Below are 14,058 nucleotides of genomic sequence, written 5' to 3' on the forward strand. Positions count from 1 at the left end.
ATAATCGGACGATGTCATATTTCACAAAAACTAATCACACTAGAGGTTTAAACCGATTGGAGGAAATATTTTGTTACTACGTAAATTCATGCTTTCCGTACTTGTATTAGTTGCTTTAAGCGCCACCTCGCCAGCATACGCTAGCGCTAACAGTTCTAACATTCAAGTTTTCATTAATGACAAGCAGCAACAATACGATGTGAATCCCATTATGGTGAATAACTCTGTCCTTGTTCCCATTCGTCCTATTTTCAATTCATTAAATGTTAATTTCGAGTATGATTCCAGTACAAAAACGATTATAGAAAAACATAATAACACTACGATCGAGCTTCAAATTAATAATCCAATTGCCCTTATAAATAATGATAAATTGAAGCTTAATCAGCAGCCAACTATTATTAATGGGTATACATATGTACCAATTCGCTTTATTTCTGAATCATTCCAAGCTAGCGTAAAATGGGTTGCGAAGGAAAATGCAGTTCGTATAATCTATGCAACAAAGGTTGGCGTTTTCCAATCCATTATAGATGATGACTTTATGTCATATTCCAATCTACTGGCAATCAATTCTTCACTTGCAAATGAATCAGTCGAACATGTAATATTTTCCAATTAGCACTATCCTATGCAGTTACTCGAGAATCAAAAGAAGTTGTTGCCTATATTTTAGAAAATAAACTTGTTAATCCCGCAGACTCAGGACGATTTAACGACATTTTCACTTACTTTGGTCTTTCAAGTCCAACATCAACTGTATCTCGCTACATTTACAAAACAGACGAAATTAGAAAACTATATAAATTTGAGCAGAATGCTTCACCAGAATTTGCGTCATTGCTCCACAATTATGGATTTAGACCCAATTCATACGATATTATAACGTCTATCAAAAGTTATCCTGATGCTAATATAGCCCATCTTGATATGCTTCTAAACTACGGTGCTGATCCAAATGGTATGACGTCTGAATCTGTCTTTCTATCAGATGAGTATACAGATATTCATTTTTTTTCCATAACTCATCCACCTGATCCATCTTCTAAAATTCCAGTTATTGAAACAGCTTACCGTGTTCTTGCTTGGAATGCTGACTATTACAATATCGATAAATTTGATTTGCTTGTTGTGAAGTATGGGGCAAGTCTATCCCCGCTCAATGTAAATCAGCTTGACCGTTTAATACAAGTTATTAAGCATAGTGACCATAATGTATTGCTCGAAAAAATCGAGAAAGAACATGCTAGTCGCGGCTAAGTGTACAAATCAAACCGGCACAATTCCAATATACGGAATTGTGCCGGTTTTTATCTATTCCTTAATTTACGATCCATTACTATCCGCCACTACTAATTATTATCTTTCTACCCATACTTGTGCTGACAGACGGCGCTCTACATCTTTCCAAGTCGGAAGTGCTTCCCAATCTCCATGGGTTTGAACGACAATTGAACCAGTGACACTTGCAATGCGAACCGCTTCTAATGGCGATAGACCTTTAGCTATACCCGCCAAGAAACCTGCACAGAATGCGTCTCCTGCTCCTACCGTATCAACGACCTGCTCAGCAGGATAGAATGGCACATGGACTTCGTGCCCATTCTCATAAATAACATTGCTATCGCCTTTACCTTTTACGATACTAATTGCATTTAAAGCATGTAGTTTCTTATCAATCACAGCAGCATCGGTTGTATTATATAACAACTTCAACTCATCCCAACCAGGCAAGAAGTAATCTGCTTGCTCTGCTAACGGTAGTATAACTTCTCTTGCTGCTTCGATAGTCCACAGTTTCAATCGTAAATTAGGATCGAAACTTACCTTCACTCCTGCTTGTTTTGCTATTTCTACCGCACGGAATACCGCTAGCTTACAACTCTCACTAAGTGCAGGTGTAATGCCTGTAACATGGAGAATTTGTGCACTACGAATATATTCTTCATCCAGATCATCAATAGATATTGTACTTGCAGCCGAGTGTTTACGGAAATAATGAACTGCTACTTTACCACATACTAATTCGCGAAGCATCATACCCGTTGATGCTTGTTCAGTGTAAGTTACATGGGATACGTCGACACCTTCACCACGAATTGTTTTCACGATACGCGATGCAAAAGGATCTTCCCCCAACTTACTAAACCAACCAACATCGACACCTAATCTAGCTAGTCCGATGGCAACATTACTTTCAGCTCCACCGAAGCCTTGCTGTAACTTCTCGGCTCTTTCAATTGAATGATTCTGGTCCGGCGTGAATAATGCCATCGTCTCTCCAAATGTAATAATCTGTGGTTTACGTCCAATCATAATCGTTGCCCCCGAATCTAATCTTTTGTTTAGTATTTTTAGGATCACTTTGCAGTGATTATATAAGAATAGTGTAACAAAATGACCGACGCTTTCATATCCCTATATTCCCATATTTTACTGCAAACTACGTTTCGTCAATGCAACTTGGATTTGGAAGTAACTAAGATGATCAGGTAACGCTTCCTTAATGTTTCTCAATAAACTTGCATCTACATCAGGAAGAACTGTCATAATTAAAGATTCATCGTCTGCTGAAAGCAATGTCTCCCATTCCAATGGATGCCCTTCCTCAGCAGCACGTAATATATGCTTCTCAACTGTCTGCTGTGAGAGTTGACGATCGGTGGCAATTTGTTCGATTGAACTTCCTGCTACATAATCCTCATAGCTAATTAGATGACTCGACTCCGTTGAAGATTGACGAGCTGCTCGTTGATGTTGCAAAGCTAGCTCAGCAAGGTCAAGCTCCTCTACTACTTCTACACCTTCTTTAGCATACTCCGCCATTACAGCCTCACCATATTTTGCAGCTTTAGCTTGTCCTATACCTTTTACATCCAATAGCTGTTCGATATTCATTGGCTGTGCTTCGGCAATAAGGCGTAATGTTGCATCGGAGAAAATCATAAATGGTGGAATGTTCTCCTTCGTCGCCTGCTCCTTACGCCATGCTTTTAGCTTCGCAAAAATAGGTGAGGCATCTTGTGACGAGTTCGCTAACAATTGCTTCACTTTACCTCTACGACGTTGCCACACTTCTTCTGTACCATTTAGAACAGATAATGCTCGCTCGGTCACATTAACAACAGGATATTGGCCGTCACTTAGCACTAAGTATTGCTCGGCAACTAGCCAGTTCAACCAATCTGCAATTTCTTTCTCTGCATAATGACGCATTAATCCATACGTAGTTAATTGATCTAATCTTGAAGCGAGTAATCGTTTATCTTGCGAGCCTTTCAATACTTTTGCAGCCATCGTTACACCAAAGCGACCTTTCATTCTTCCAACACAGGACAAAGCCATTTTAGCATCTAATGAACGATCAATCTTCTCACTCGTATCGAGACAACTACTACATTTACCACATGGAGTAACTGATCTTTCACCGAAATAGTCAACAATATATTGTTGCAAGCATTGATCGGTACGACAGTAGTTCATCATCGTATGGAGCTTGGCTGCTTGTACTGATTTTCGCGATTCATCCCCCATACCTTGCTCAATCAAAAAGCGTTGAATATGAAGATCACTCGCTTCGAACAGTAAAATACATTCACTCTCTTCACCGTCACGTCCTGCTCTGCCTGCTTCTTGATAATAGGACTCAACATCGCCAGGCATCTGCCAGTGCAACACATAGCGCACATTCGGTTTATCTATCCCCATCCCAAATGCGTTCGTAGCCACGATAATTTTACTATCATCAAACCGGTATTTCTCCTGCGCTTGCATCCGAGCTTGATCAGACAAACCGCCATGGTATAGCTCAGCACTAAAACCAGTCTCTACGAGCCGTTCATGTACAGCCTCAGCTTCTTTACGGGTTGCCGTATAGACAATACCCGATTGCTGCTCACGCTCTTTGAGGAAGTCACCCAAGAAGCTATACTTATTCACACCTGTTACTACCGACAACGATAGATTAGGTCTAGCGAAGCCAGTCACATATTGCGCAGGATTTTGTAACGCCAGCATTTGAACGATATCTTCAGCAACTTCTGTTGTCGCTGTTGCCGTAAAGCCCGCTACAATCGGTCGATCCTTCATGCTTGAGATTGCTAATGCCAGTTGACGATAACTCGGTCTAAAATCATGACCCCACTGGGATACACAGTGCGCTTCATCAATCGCGATAAGTGGTATCGTTAGATGCTCCGTTAATTGTTGGAACATCGGTGCGTCAAATCGCTCTGGCGCAATATATAATAACTGATACTCCCCGTTAAATGCATTACGCAACGTATTTCTATATTGCTCGGCACTTAAAGAACTATTCAAATAAGCAGCAGCTACACCAAGGCGGTGTAACGCATCCACTTGATCCTTCATCAACGATATTAAAGGAGAAATGACAAGTGTTGTTCCAGGCAGTATCATTGCTGGAATCTGGTAACAGATCGACTTACCGCCACCTGTTGGAAGAATAGCTAATGTATCTTGTCCATTCAATATGCTATGTAAAATATCTTCTTGTCCAGGTCGAAACTCATCAAAACCATAAACTTTTTTGAGAACAGCTTGTACTTGATTCATTCTTTCGTTCACCTCATATTTATTGCTATTTATCTATATTAACACAATAAAAGGCCTTGCCGATGTAGAAATGATAGAGATTCATTCTCTATGTTTTCTATACCATCGATAAGACCTTATTCATTGCAGTAATTAGATATCTAGACCTGATTTCACAACCTCGATAACAGCTGCTACAGAGTCGGCAGATTTATTTAGCGCAGCTTGTTCTTCTGCAGTAAGCTCAAGTTCAATAATTTTCTCAATCCCGTCGCCACCAAGAACAGCTGGAACACCGATGAATAAGTCGTTATAACCATACTCACCTTCTAAGTAAGCAATGACTGGAATGATTCGTTTCTTATCTTTCAAAATAGCTTCCGCCATTTGAACAAGCGCAGCAGCAGGTGCGTAGTAAGCACTACCGTTACCAAGTAGGTTAACGATTTCGCCACCACCAACACGAGCGCGTTGCACAATGGCTGCGATACGATCAGCAGGGATCAATTTCTCGATTGGAATACCTGCAACGTTAGAATAACGAACAAGAGGTACCATATCGTCACCATGACCGCCAAGCACGAAGCCACGAACATCTTCAACCGATACATTAAGCTCCTGAGCGATAAATGTGCAATAACGAGCTGTGTCAAGCACACCAGATTGACCAATTACGCGATTTTTCGGGAAACCAAGTGTTTGGTAAGCAGTGTAGGTCATTGCATCAACAGGATTGCTTAAAATAAGTACGTAAGCATTAGGGCTAGTCGCTTTAATGTTCTCACATACAGACTTCACAATAGCTGCATTGGTGTTAACTAGATCATCACGGCTCATCCCAGGCTTACGAGCAATACCGGCAGTAATAATAACGATATCCGAATCTTTCGTATCTTCATAGTTAGCAGTGCCTGTAATATTAGCATCCACGCCCATAACAGGAGTCGCTTCAAGCATATCTAGCGCTTTGCCTTTTGTAGGGTTTTCAAGAGGTGCAATATCAACTAATACGATATCTCCAAGTTCTTTTTGAGCGAGCATTAATGCAGCAGTAGCACCTGTAAAGCCAGCACCAACAACCGAGATTTTTTTACGTGTAATGGCCATTGTCATTAAACCTCCTAAAATTTTTTATATACTTCACGAGTTACTACTGTGTATTTGAAAAATCTCATCGAAAGCATACACTTAGTTTTTCATATGTAATGATTTATGTAAACAAAGAGAGCCAATATGGCTCTCTTTGTTTGAATGCTATTCAAGCAATGTATTATAGTTTTGAACTACCTATTCCAATAAAGGTTCAAAAAGCGGGCTTTCAGAACCGAGAAGATGGAGAAAATTTTTGAAAGGTGGAAGCGCAAGTGTACGTTATTGGTACATGCGAACCGCACTTTCCAAAATTAGCTTCATATTCGAAGCTGACTAAGCTACAACGCATACTCATCGTTATCAAAGTCTGCTTTTTGAACTACCTTTTAGAGGTTGCTAATGATTTGGTTAGCGAACTCAGAGCACTTCACTTCTGTAGCGCCTTCCATTAGACGTGCAAAGTCATAAGTAACTGTTTTGTTATTAATTGATGTTTCCATACCTTTGTAGATAAGGTCAGCAGCTTCCTGCCAGCCTAGGTGCTCAAGCAGCATTACGCCAGAAAGAATAACAGAACCTGGGTTAACTACGTCTTTATCCGCATACTTCGGAGCAGTACCGTGAGTTGCTTCGAAAATTGCATGACCTGTCAAGTAGTTAATGTTCGCTCCTGGAGCGATACCGATACCACCAACTTGTGCAGCAAGTGCATCGGATAGGTAGTCACCATTCAAGTTAAGCGTTGCGATAACATCAAAGTCAGTTGGACGAGTTAGAACTTGTTGAAGTGCAATATCAGCAATCGCATCTTTAACAATAATTTTACCAGCCGCTTCAGCTGCTGATTGAGCAGCATTAGCCGCATCTACGCCTTCAGCTGCTTTGATACGATCATATTGATCCCAAGTGAATGTTTGCTCAGCAAATTCTTGCTCAGCTACTTCATAGCCCCAAGTTTTGAAAGCACCCTCAGTGAATTTCATGATATTACCTTTATGAACTAATGTTACTGTTTTACGGTCATGTTTAATTGCATACTCAATCGCAGCGCGAACAAGACGTTTTGAACCTTCAGCAGATACTGGCTTAATACCGATACCAGAAGTTTCAGGGAAACGAATATTTTTAACATTCATTTCTTTTTGTAGGAATTCGATTACTTTCTTAACTTCAGCCGAACCTTCTTGGTACTCGATGCCTGCATAGATATCTTCTGTATTTTCACGGAAAATAACCATATCTACAAGCTCAGGGCGTTTAACTGGTGAAGGAACACCATCAAAGTAACGAACAGGGCGGATACAAGTGTATAGGTCAAGCTCTTGACGAAGTGCAACGTTCAATGAACGGATACCGCCACCGATTGGTGTAGTAAGAGGTCCTTTGATCGCTACGATGTATTCGCGAATTGCAGTTAGTGTATCAGCAGGTAGCCATTCTCCATAACCGTTGAATGCTTTTTCACCAGCAAATACTTCGTACCAAGCGATTTTTTTGTCGCCGTTATATGCTTTTGCAACAGCTGCATCAAGTACACGTTTGGACGCTGCCCAAATGTCACGACCAGTTCCGTCACCTTCGATGAAAGGAATAATCGGTTGATTAGGAACTTGCAGTGTACCGTTTTCGATTGTAATTTTCTCGCCCTCAGTAGGCATAGCGAATTTTTCAAATAGTGACATGTAATAAAATCCTCCTTAAAATTGGTTAAATCTATATTTTAGTGCTGTTTGAGCCTGTTCAGAAGTCCGTTTTGAATTACCTCATTATAATGAGGATTCAAAAAGCGGACTTTCAGAACCGAGAAGATGGAGCGCTACTTGAGAAAGACGGAAGCGCAAGTGTACGTTATTGGTACACGCGAACCGTACTTTCCAAGTTCGCTTCATATTCGACGTCGACTAACCTACAACGCGTTACTTCGTTATCAAAGTCCGCTTTTTGAATTACCTTTGATCAATACTGATATATTTGGCATTAACTGGTCCCACATACTCTGCACGAGGACGAATTAGACGGTTATTCTCGTACTGCTCAAGAATGTGAGCACTCCAACCAGATACACGGCTAATTGCGAATATCGGCGTGAACAAATCACGGGGAATTTGTAAAGCTGTATAGACGGAAGCTGAATAGAAGTCTACATTCGGCTTTAAGCCTTTTTGACCTGTAACAAGCTCCTCGATTTGTACTGACATTTCATAAAGTTCCATATTGCCTGTAAGTTTACCAAGCTCATAAGACATTTTTTGTAAATGTTTTGCACGAGGATCACCATTTTTGTATACACGATGACCAAAGCCCATAATTTTCACTTTATTTGCTAGAGCTTTTTCAATATAAGCATTCACATTTTGTTTGGAGCCGATTTCCTCTAGCATAACCATTACAGCCTCGTTGGCACCACCATGAAGTGGTCCTTTCAAAGCTCCAATAGCAGAAGTAACACCAGAATATAAATCAGATAGAGTCGCAACAGTTACACGTGCAGCAAAGGTAGAAGCATTCAATTCATGATCGGCATGAAGAACTAGCGCTTGGTCTAGTGCTCTCACGGCAACGTCTGCAGGCTCTTCACCAGTTAACATATATAAGAAATTGTGAGCGATAGAAACACCTTGCTTGGGAGCAATAGGTTCTTTCCCTTCACGAATACGAGCAAAAGCGGCCACAATTGTAGGTAGCTGTGCTTGTAATTTAATCGCTTTCAGTATGTTCGCTGATGGAGACATTTCATTACTTGACGTATCATAAAGCGCCAGACTTGAAACCGCTGTACGAAGTGCCGCCATTGAATTTGTATCTTTAGGATATAACTTAATCCCTTCAATGACTTCCGCTGGAATAGCTGCATACTTATCTAGGCTTTGTTGCAAATCTGCTAGTTCTGCACGATTTGGCAATTTACCGTACCAAAGTAAATAGGCAACTTCTTCATATGATGCATGCTCAGCGAGATCATCGATATCAATTCCACGGTATGTCAAAATTCCATCAATAATAGAACTGATGGATGATTGTGCTGCTACAATACCTTCAAGACCTTTTGTTGCTGTCATCGTTCCCTCTCCTTTATTATTGAATGAATGAGTGCTAGAAAATCGGACTAACCTATAACCACTAAATTCAATGATATAGGATTTTGTCAGAAAAGTGAACAATAACGAGGATAAAAATGCTTTATCGCTATCATTGATATATTGAATCAGTATGTATTTTCATAGCTTGTACATTATATCATACTTCGTATTAATTCTTAAAGAAATGTGAATATTTATATTAAAGTAAATAAAAAGCTTCGTCATATTGTGATAAACTTATGAGCAAGTAATAATGATGGTTACGCAGGAGGAAAATTATGACACAACGTTATGGTATTATCGATATCGGATCGAATTCTATTCGACTTGTAATATACGAAAAGACAGACAATGGTGCACACCGCGTCGTTGATGGTAATAAGCGCTCCGCACGACTAAGCAGTAAAGTCAACGAACAAGGCGAGCTTAATGATGCTGGAATCAATGATCTCATTGAAACACTGCAAATATTCACATTACTCTCTTCACAGCATAAGCTCGTTTCACTTGTTCCAATCGCAACAGCAGCTATTCGTAATGCGACCAATCAGCAAGCGATCATTGCGCGGATATATGAAGCTACTGGACTGCAAATTCGAATACTTACTGGTGAAGAGGAAGCGGAATATGGTTTCCTTGGTATGGCCAATTCATTAACTATCCAAGACGGCTTTTTACTTGATATTGGAGGTGGCTCCTCCGAGCTCACATTATTTCTTAACCGAAAAATCGTTCACTCGTTCTCCTTTTCGTTCGGCTGTGTAAGCTTCAATAAAAAATACGATAGTCAGCAAGGATTAAGTGATCAACAGCTACAATCTATGCAGCAAGATGTTATAACTGAGTTGAATAAACATCACTGGATTTCACAGTATGCCGAGCTACCACTTATCGCAGTTGGTGGAACTGCACGTTCATTATGTAAAATTCATCAAGCAGCTGCACATTACCCATTCACGAAAACACATAACTATCCTATTCCAACCCAGCAAGTTGAAGAGCTCTTTCAACATTTACGTCAACTGCCACAGGACAAACGTAAAAAAGAAGCTGGATTAAGTAAGGATAGAGCTGATGTCATCGTTCCAGGAATTGCTGTACTGTCTACAATTTTTCAATATATTCAAGGTTCACACTATATTATTTGCGGTGCCGGCTTACGAGATGGCTTATTTCATAAACTATTTTTCCATGAACAGCCTCTATTACAGCATCCACTGCAATATAGTGTACAAAACCTAATCGCCTTACATACAGCTGTCCCTCGTGCTCATGTTGAGCTTGTTAGCACATTAGCAGGTCAGTTATTGCAGCAGCTTCACAATGATACGTCTACTTTAGAACAGTGGTCCTTATATCTTGATGCAGCTGCAAAGCTTTATCGCATCGGCGCTACAATCGACTACTATGATTATAGCAAGCATACCTTCTATCTTATCATCCATTCGCATCTGAACGGATTATCCCATAAGGAAATATTACTTGTTGCAGCGATTGCATCTTACCGAAGCAAAAACAAAACACGTAACGAGCTGAAGGATTATAGCGAGCTCATTGACAATGAGGATCTTGAGCTCATCTGTAAATTAGGGATGCTGCTACAGCTTGCCGCTGCACTGGATCATAGTGAAACCCAAAGCTTTGACCGTTTAGTTCTAGAAATAACGGAAGATAAAATGATGATACAAGCTAATACCGACACATCTGAATTATCGATTGAACAGCTTAAAGTTAAAGATCTAGTTCATGATTTCAAAAAGCAATGGAATGTGGAGCCCGAATTAATAGTTGCACCGCTCTAATGCGAACCGATCCGCGAAACGAGCGGACCGTATGTCCGCTCACTCGCCTAACAAAAAAAGCTGCACGAGCTCACCACTTACAATGCGGTGAGCTCGTACAGCTTTTTTCGTGATCACAGGCAATGAAACGAAACCGAGCAACGTGTACGGTACGAGTACACAAGCGGCCAATCGCTCGAAGCTTCCAATTGAAGTTCAAAACAACGAGCTTTCAGAACCGAGAAGATGGAACGTTACTTGAGAAAGGCGGAAGCGCAAATGTACGTTATGGGTACATGCGAACCGTACTTTCCAAGTTCGTTTCATATTCGACGTCGACTATGCTACAACGCTTCACATCGTTATCAAAGTCCGCTGTTTTGAACATCCTCTCAGCCCTTCCATCTTGACACCTGCTGCGCAATATACTGACTCCGAAACGGTTCTTCATGTTCTCGCTCAACGACTTCGTATTGACCAGTCATTCTCAGCTGTCTAGATTTTATATTATCGCTAAGACTCATTTTAAGCAGTACGATTAGTGTGTTTTTCAGCTCATTGTCAAATACTGGACATAGTAACTCTACCCGCTTTTCAAGGTTTCTCGTCATCCAATCAGCACTTGATAAGTACACCTCTTCGGCACCATCATTATAGAAATAGACAATGCGAGAATGTTCAAGATAACGATCAACAATACTAATTACTTTAATATTTTCACTTAGCCCTGGCACCTCAGGCTTTAAGCAGCAAACCCCGCGAATAATCAATTCAATGTTCACACCTGCAATCGATGCTTCATATAGCTTATTGATCATTTCTTGGTTCGATAAACTGTTCATTTTCGCAATGATTTTTGCCTCTTTGCCTGCATGTGCATGTTCTATTTCCCGATCAATTAACTTAATTAGCTTTTGCTTCAAACCGTTAGGTGCGACGGCAAATGCCTCCCAGTTACGCGGCACGGAATACCCTGTTACCTCATTGAAGAGCGCTGAAGCATCTGCACCAATCGTATCATTACTTGTCATTAGCCCTATATCTGTATATGTTTTTGCGGTAGCTTCATTGTAATTACCTGTTCCAACATGAATATAACGTTTCAATCCATGTTGCTCTCGACGTACGACTAGCAATATTTTTACATGTATTTTTAAGCCGACCAATCCATATACAACGTGACAGCCCGCTTTTTCTAGCTGCTTTGCCCAAGCAATATTTCTTTCCTCATCAAATCTCGCCTTTAACTCGACGACCACAGTAACTTGTTTGCCCTCTGCTGCCGCATACTCCAGTGCTTTGACAAGCGATGATTGCCCGTTGACACGGTACATCGTCATCTTAATCGCCAACACTTCAGGATCACGTGCCGCTTGCCATACAAACTCATTGACCGGCTCAAACGATTCATAGGGATGATACAATAACACATCTCTATGAGCGATAACACTCATAATATCTTCTGTATCTTCAAATTCTTGAGCGTACTGTGGCTCAAACCTCTCATTACGAAGCTGATCATGACCTGGAACAGAGCCAGAGAATTTCATCAAAAAGCTTAGATCAAGCGGTCCGTCGATCATAAACAGACCATCATTGATTTCGAGTTCATCCTTTAACATCGTTAGCGCAAATGGTTCAATATCTCGCTCAACTTCAAGACGAACTGGAACTCCCCATTTCCGACGACGAAGCTCCTTCTCTATTTCCTCTAATAAATCCTCCGCGCCTTCTTCATCAAGTGTAAAATCCGCATTACGTGTTAAGCGGAATGTACTTACTGCAAATGGTGTGTACCCATTAAATAATGTATGAATATAAGATTTCAATACATCTTCTAGTAAAATGAATTCTTGTTTTTTACTATTTCCACGACCTGGAATGTTAATAAATCTCGGTAAAATACTCGGAACTTGAAGGATCGCAAATAAAGGTTCATCATGATTTCCTTCATGTTCATGTCGCAAAGATACAGCAAGATAGAGCTCTTTCGTATGAACATGCGGGAAAGGTCTACTTTGATCTACAGCCATTGGCGTCAATACAGGAAACACAATATTATAATAATAATCCTCTATCCACTTCTGTTGCGTACCATTCAAATCCGCCATGCTACGAATGAAAATGCTTTCCTTATTCATGCATTTCACAATATCACGGTAAGTACGATATTGCTCAAGTACGATGCCCTTTGTTCGATTTTGCAATCTTTTCCATAAACCTTCAGGTGAATATCCTGTAAAGTCCATTTTCGTTAACCCTGCTCGAATCTGTTCTTGAATCCCTGCAACACGTACACTCATAAACTCATCCAAATTAGATGTTACAATAGCTAGAAATTTCGCTCTCTCTAATAATGGATTGGTTGAATTTTGCGCCTCTTGCAACACGCGACGATTAAATTCAATCCAACTTAGATCTCGGTTAAGATACGGTGATATTTGCTTCGACATGAGTCTTCCCCCAATGCAGTAACGTTCTATACTGATGGCCCAGCAATACTGCAATAGCTTAACTATATGACAGAATCATTAAAATTAATGCAAACAATTGTAAAGTAATTGTTAACTTTACAACCGATTGATTGTAAATTTACCGTTTCGCATATTTTTTTCTATCCATTTCAATATAAATCCCTCAAGAATTGGACGTGTAAATGGTAATAGTAAAATCAAACCAACGATATCACTTAAAAAACCTGGGATAAGCAATAAAATCCCGCCTGCTAATATGCATACTCCATTAATAAATGAGCGACCTGGAATTTGTCCCGTGCTCATCTGACGTTGTGCCTCCAACCACACTTTCTTACCTTCCAGCAGGGTGGCAACTGCGCCAAACAGGCTCATACATAATAGAAGTACAAATGTATTCCAGCCACCAATCCAATCTCCCACTTGTAATATTCCCCAAATTTCAATAATAGGTAACAAAATAATTAATCCTAAAATCCATTTTCTCATATGACTCACCTCCTTAAACTTTTCATCAACTTCCTTACATTACTTCCTAGTAGATGAAAAGTACTTCGGAAGCATTAACCTAATTATTGGTTATCACTTCATATAATTCGGGCATCACTTTAGATATACGAGTAGGTTGAAAGCTCGTATTCACCCATACATGCTTCGTACCACCATTAACGAGCAATTCTCCTGGTAGATCTGCTTCATTAGTATACTCGGCAGAGATGAATTTATCGTGAGAAACTTTACGCACCTGTGACTCAAACGCTATTCGCAGTGGTGTACATTGTTCCATGCGCGTACATACGATGACCATATCATCATACTTCGCGGGTGAGACGTATTTCACAGCAAGATCAATCACAGGCAACAATAAACCTTTGGCTTCGATATCACGATAATCTTGCCCCATACTTCTTATCCATTCAGTACGTCCAATTTCGAACCAGGTTACATAATTCCCATGAAAAACTACACTCATTTGATCTGTTTCTTGATATCTTACTCTAATTGGATGTGCGTACCAGAAATCCTTCATATTTCATCCTCCAAAACTTTTCAATAACTACTTGTAATTGAAAAGTA

General features: G+C 40.2%; 14 protein-coding genes. 6 read left to right on the plus strand and 8 right to left on the minus strand.

Going from position 1 to position 14,058, the window contains the following annotated elements; translation table 11 throughout:
* Nucleotides 1–70 precede the first annotated feature (70 nt).
* Nucleotides 71–622, plus strand: a complete 552-nt coding sequence (locus tag AC1TPB_RS09230) for a copper amine oxidase N-terminal domain-containing protein (protein ID WP_482076208.1) — start codon at nt 71–73, stop codon at nt 620–622.
* Between the two features lie 308 nt (nt 623–930).
* Nucleotides 931–1,260: a hypothetical protein gene (locus tag AC1TPB_RS09235; RefSeq protein ID WP_482076209.1), complete on the plus strand. Its 330-nt coding sequence runs from the start codon at nt 931–933 to the stop codon at nt 1,258–1,260.
* A 99-nt stretch (nt 1,261–1,359) separates the two neighbouring features.
* Here AC1TPB_RS09235 and AC1TPB_RS09240 read toward each other — a convergent pair whose 3' ends face one another.
* From AC1TPB_RS09240 to mdh, 3 genes are all read right to left on the minus strand, one after another.
* A complete protein-coding gene (locus AC1TPB_RS09240) occupies nt 1,360–2,316 on the minus strand; it encodes a sugar kinase (protein WP_482076210.1) in 957 nt (318 codons plus the stop codon).
* Between the two features lie 117 nt (nt 2,317–2,433).
* Nucleotides 2,434–4,575: a DNA helicase RecQ gene (gene recQ, locus AC1TPB_RS09245; protein ID WP_482076211.1), complete on the minus strand. Its 2,142-nt coding sequence runs from the start codon at nt 4,573–4,575 to the stop codon at nt 2,434–2,436.
* 132 nt (nt 4,576–4,707) lie between these two features.
* Nucleotides 4,708–5,661: a malate dehydrogenase gene (gene mdh, locus AC1TPB_RS09250; RefSeq protein WP_482061552.1), complete on the minus strand. Its 954-nt coding sequence runs from the start codon at nt 5,659–5,661 to the stop codon at nt 4,708–4,710.
* Between the two features lie 98 nt (nt 5,662–5,759).
* Between mdh and AC1TPB_RS09255 the strand changes: the two genes are divergently transcribed.
* Nucleotides 5,760–5,903, plus strand: coding sequence for a hypothetical protein (locus AC1TPB_RS09255; RefSeq protein WP_482076212.1), 144 nt, complete (start codon nt 5,760–5,762; stop codon nt 5,901–5,903).
* Between the two features lie 129 nt (nt 5,904–6,032).
* Here the strand turns inward: AC1TPB_RS09255 and icd are convergent, their stop codons facing one another.
* Complete coding sequence (gene icd / locus AC1TPB_RS09260; RefSeq protein ID WP_482061553.1) at nt 6,033–7,328, minus strand: NADP-dependent isocitrate dehydrogenase; 1,296 nt, start codon at nt 7,326–7,328, stop codon at nt 6,033–6,035.
* An 89-nt stretch (nt 7,329–7,417) separates the two neighbouring features.
* On the opposite strand from icd, the gene AC1TPB_RS09265 reads away from it, so the two are divergent.
* Entirely contained in the window at nt 7,418–7,591 is a 174-nt protein-coding gene (locus tag AC1TPB_RS09265; protein WP_482076213.1) for a hypothetical protein, read from the plus strand.
* Between the two features lies 1 nt (nt 7,592).
* Here AC1TPB_RS09265 and citZ read toward each other — a convergent pair whose 3' ends face one another.
* Nucleotides 7,593–8,705, minus strand: a complete 1,113-nt coding sequence (gene citZ, locus AC1TPB_RS09270; RefSeq protein WP_482076214.1) for a citrate synthase — start codon at nt 8,703–8,705, stop codon at nt 7,593–7,595.
* 299 nt (nt 8,706–9,004) lie between these two features.
* On the opposite strand from citZ, the gene AC1TPB_RS09275 reads away from it, so the two are divergent.
* Both AC1TPB_RS09275 and AC1TPB_RS09280 read left to right on the plus strand, forming a co-directional pair.
* Complete coding sequence (locus AC1TPB_RS09275) at nt 9,005–10,528, plus strand: Ppx/GppA phosphatase family protein (protein ID WP_482076215.1); 1,524 nt, start codon at nt 9,005–9,007, stop codon at nt 10,526–10,528.
* Between the two features lie 122 nt (nt 10,529–10,650).
* Entirely contained in the window at nt 10,651–10,917 is a 267-nt protein-coding gene (locus AC1TPB_RS09280; protein ID WP_482076216.1) for a hypothetical protein, read from the plus strand.
* Here AC1TPB_RS09280 and ppk1 read toward each other — a convergent pair.
* From ppk1 to AC1TPB_RS09295, 3 genes are all read right to left on the minus strand, one after another.
* On the minus strand, nt 10,900–12,960 hold the full coding sequence (gene ppk1, locus AC1TPB_RS09285) for a polyphosphate kinase 1 (protein ID WP_482076217.1): 2,061 nt from the start codon (nt 12,958–12,960) through the stop codon (nt 10,900–10,902). The genes AC1TPB_RS09280 and ppk1 overlap by 18 nt on opposite strands.
* A gap of 117 nt (nt 12,961–13,077) precedes the next feature.
* Nucleotides 13,078–13,470, minus strand: a complete 393-nt coding sequence (locus AC1TPB_RS09290; RefSeq protein WP_482076218.1) for an FxsA family protein — start codon at nt 13,468–13,470, stop codon at nt 13,078–13,080.
* A 79-nt stretch (nt 13,471–13,549) separates the two neighbouring features.
* Nucleotides 13,550–14,011, minus strand: a complete 462-nt coding sequence (locus AC1TPB_RS09295; RefSeq protein ID WP_482076219.1) for an acyl-CoA thioesterase — start codon at nt 14,009–14,011, stop codon at nt 13,550–13,552.
* Between the last annotated feature and the right edge of the window lie 47 nt (nt 14,012–14,058).

The organism is Paenibacillus sp. Y951 (genome assembly GCF_056786395.1).

What these genes read in the sequence shown, in the direction of transcription:
- AC1TPB_RS09235 (WP_482076209.1), top strand. Translation starts at nt 931, where the DNA reads ATGCTTCTAAACTACGGTGCTGATCCAAATGGTATGACGTCTGAATCT.
- AC1TPB_RS09240 (WP_482076210.1), bottom strand. Translation starts at nt 2,316, where the DNA reads ATGATTGGACGTAAACCACAGATTATTACATTTGGAGAGACGATGGCA.
- recQ (WP_482076211.1), bottom strand. Translation starts at nt 4,575, where the DNA reads ATGAATCAAGTACAAGCTGTTCTCAAAAAAGTTTATGGTTTTGATGAG.
- mdh (WP_482061552.1), bottom strand. Translation starts at nt 5,661, where the DNA reads ATGGCCATTACACGTAAAAAAATCTCGGTTGTTGGTGCTGGCTTTACA.
- AC1TPB_RS09255 (WP_482076212.1), top strand. Translation starts at nt 5,760, where the DNA reads ATGATTTATGTAAACAAAGAGAGCCAATATGGCTCTCTTTGTTTGAAT.
- icd (WP_482061553.1), bottom strand. Translation starts at nt 7,328, where the DNA reads ATGTCACTATTTGAAAAATTCGCTATGCCTACTGAGGGCGAGAAAATT.
- AC1TPB_RS09265 (WP_482076213.1), top strand. Translation starts at nt 7,418, where the DNA reads ATGAGGATTCAAAAAGCGGACTTTCAGAACCGAGAAGATGGAGCGCTA.
- citZ (WP_482076214.1), bottom strand. Translation starts at nt 8,705, where the DNA reads ATGACAGCAACAAAAGGTCTTGAAGGTATTGTAGCAGCACAATCATCC.
- AC1TPB_RS09275 (WP_482076215.1), top strand. Translation starts at nt 9,005, where the DNA reads ATGACACAACGTTATGGTATTATCGATATCGGATCGAATTCTATTCGA.
- AC1TPB_RS09280 (WP_482076216.1), top strand. Translation starts at nt 10,651, where the DNA reads ATGAAACGAAACCGAGCAACGTGTACGGTACGAGTACACAAGCGGCCA.
- ppk1 (WP_482076217.1), bottom strand. Translation starts at nt 12,960, where the DNA reads ATGTCGAAGCAAATATCACCGTATCTTAACCGAGATCTAAGTTGGATT.
- AC1TPB_RS09290 (WP_482076218.1), bottom strand. Translation starts at nt 13,470, where the DNA reads ATGAGAAAATGGATTTTAGGATTAATTATTTTGTTACCTATTATTGAA.
- AC1TPB_RS09295 (WP_482076219.1), bottom strand. Translation starts at nt 14,011, where the DNA reads ATGAAGGATTTCTGGTACGCACATCCAATTAGAGTAAGATATCAAGAA.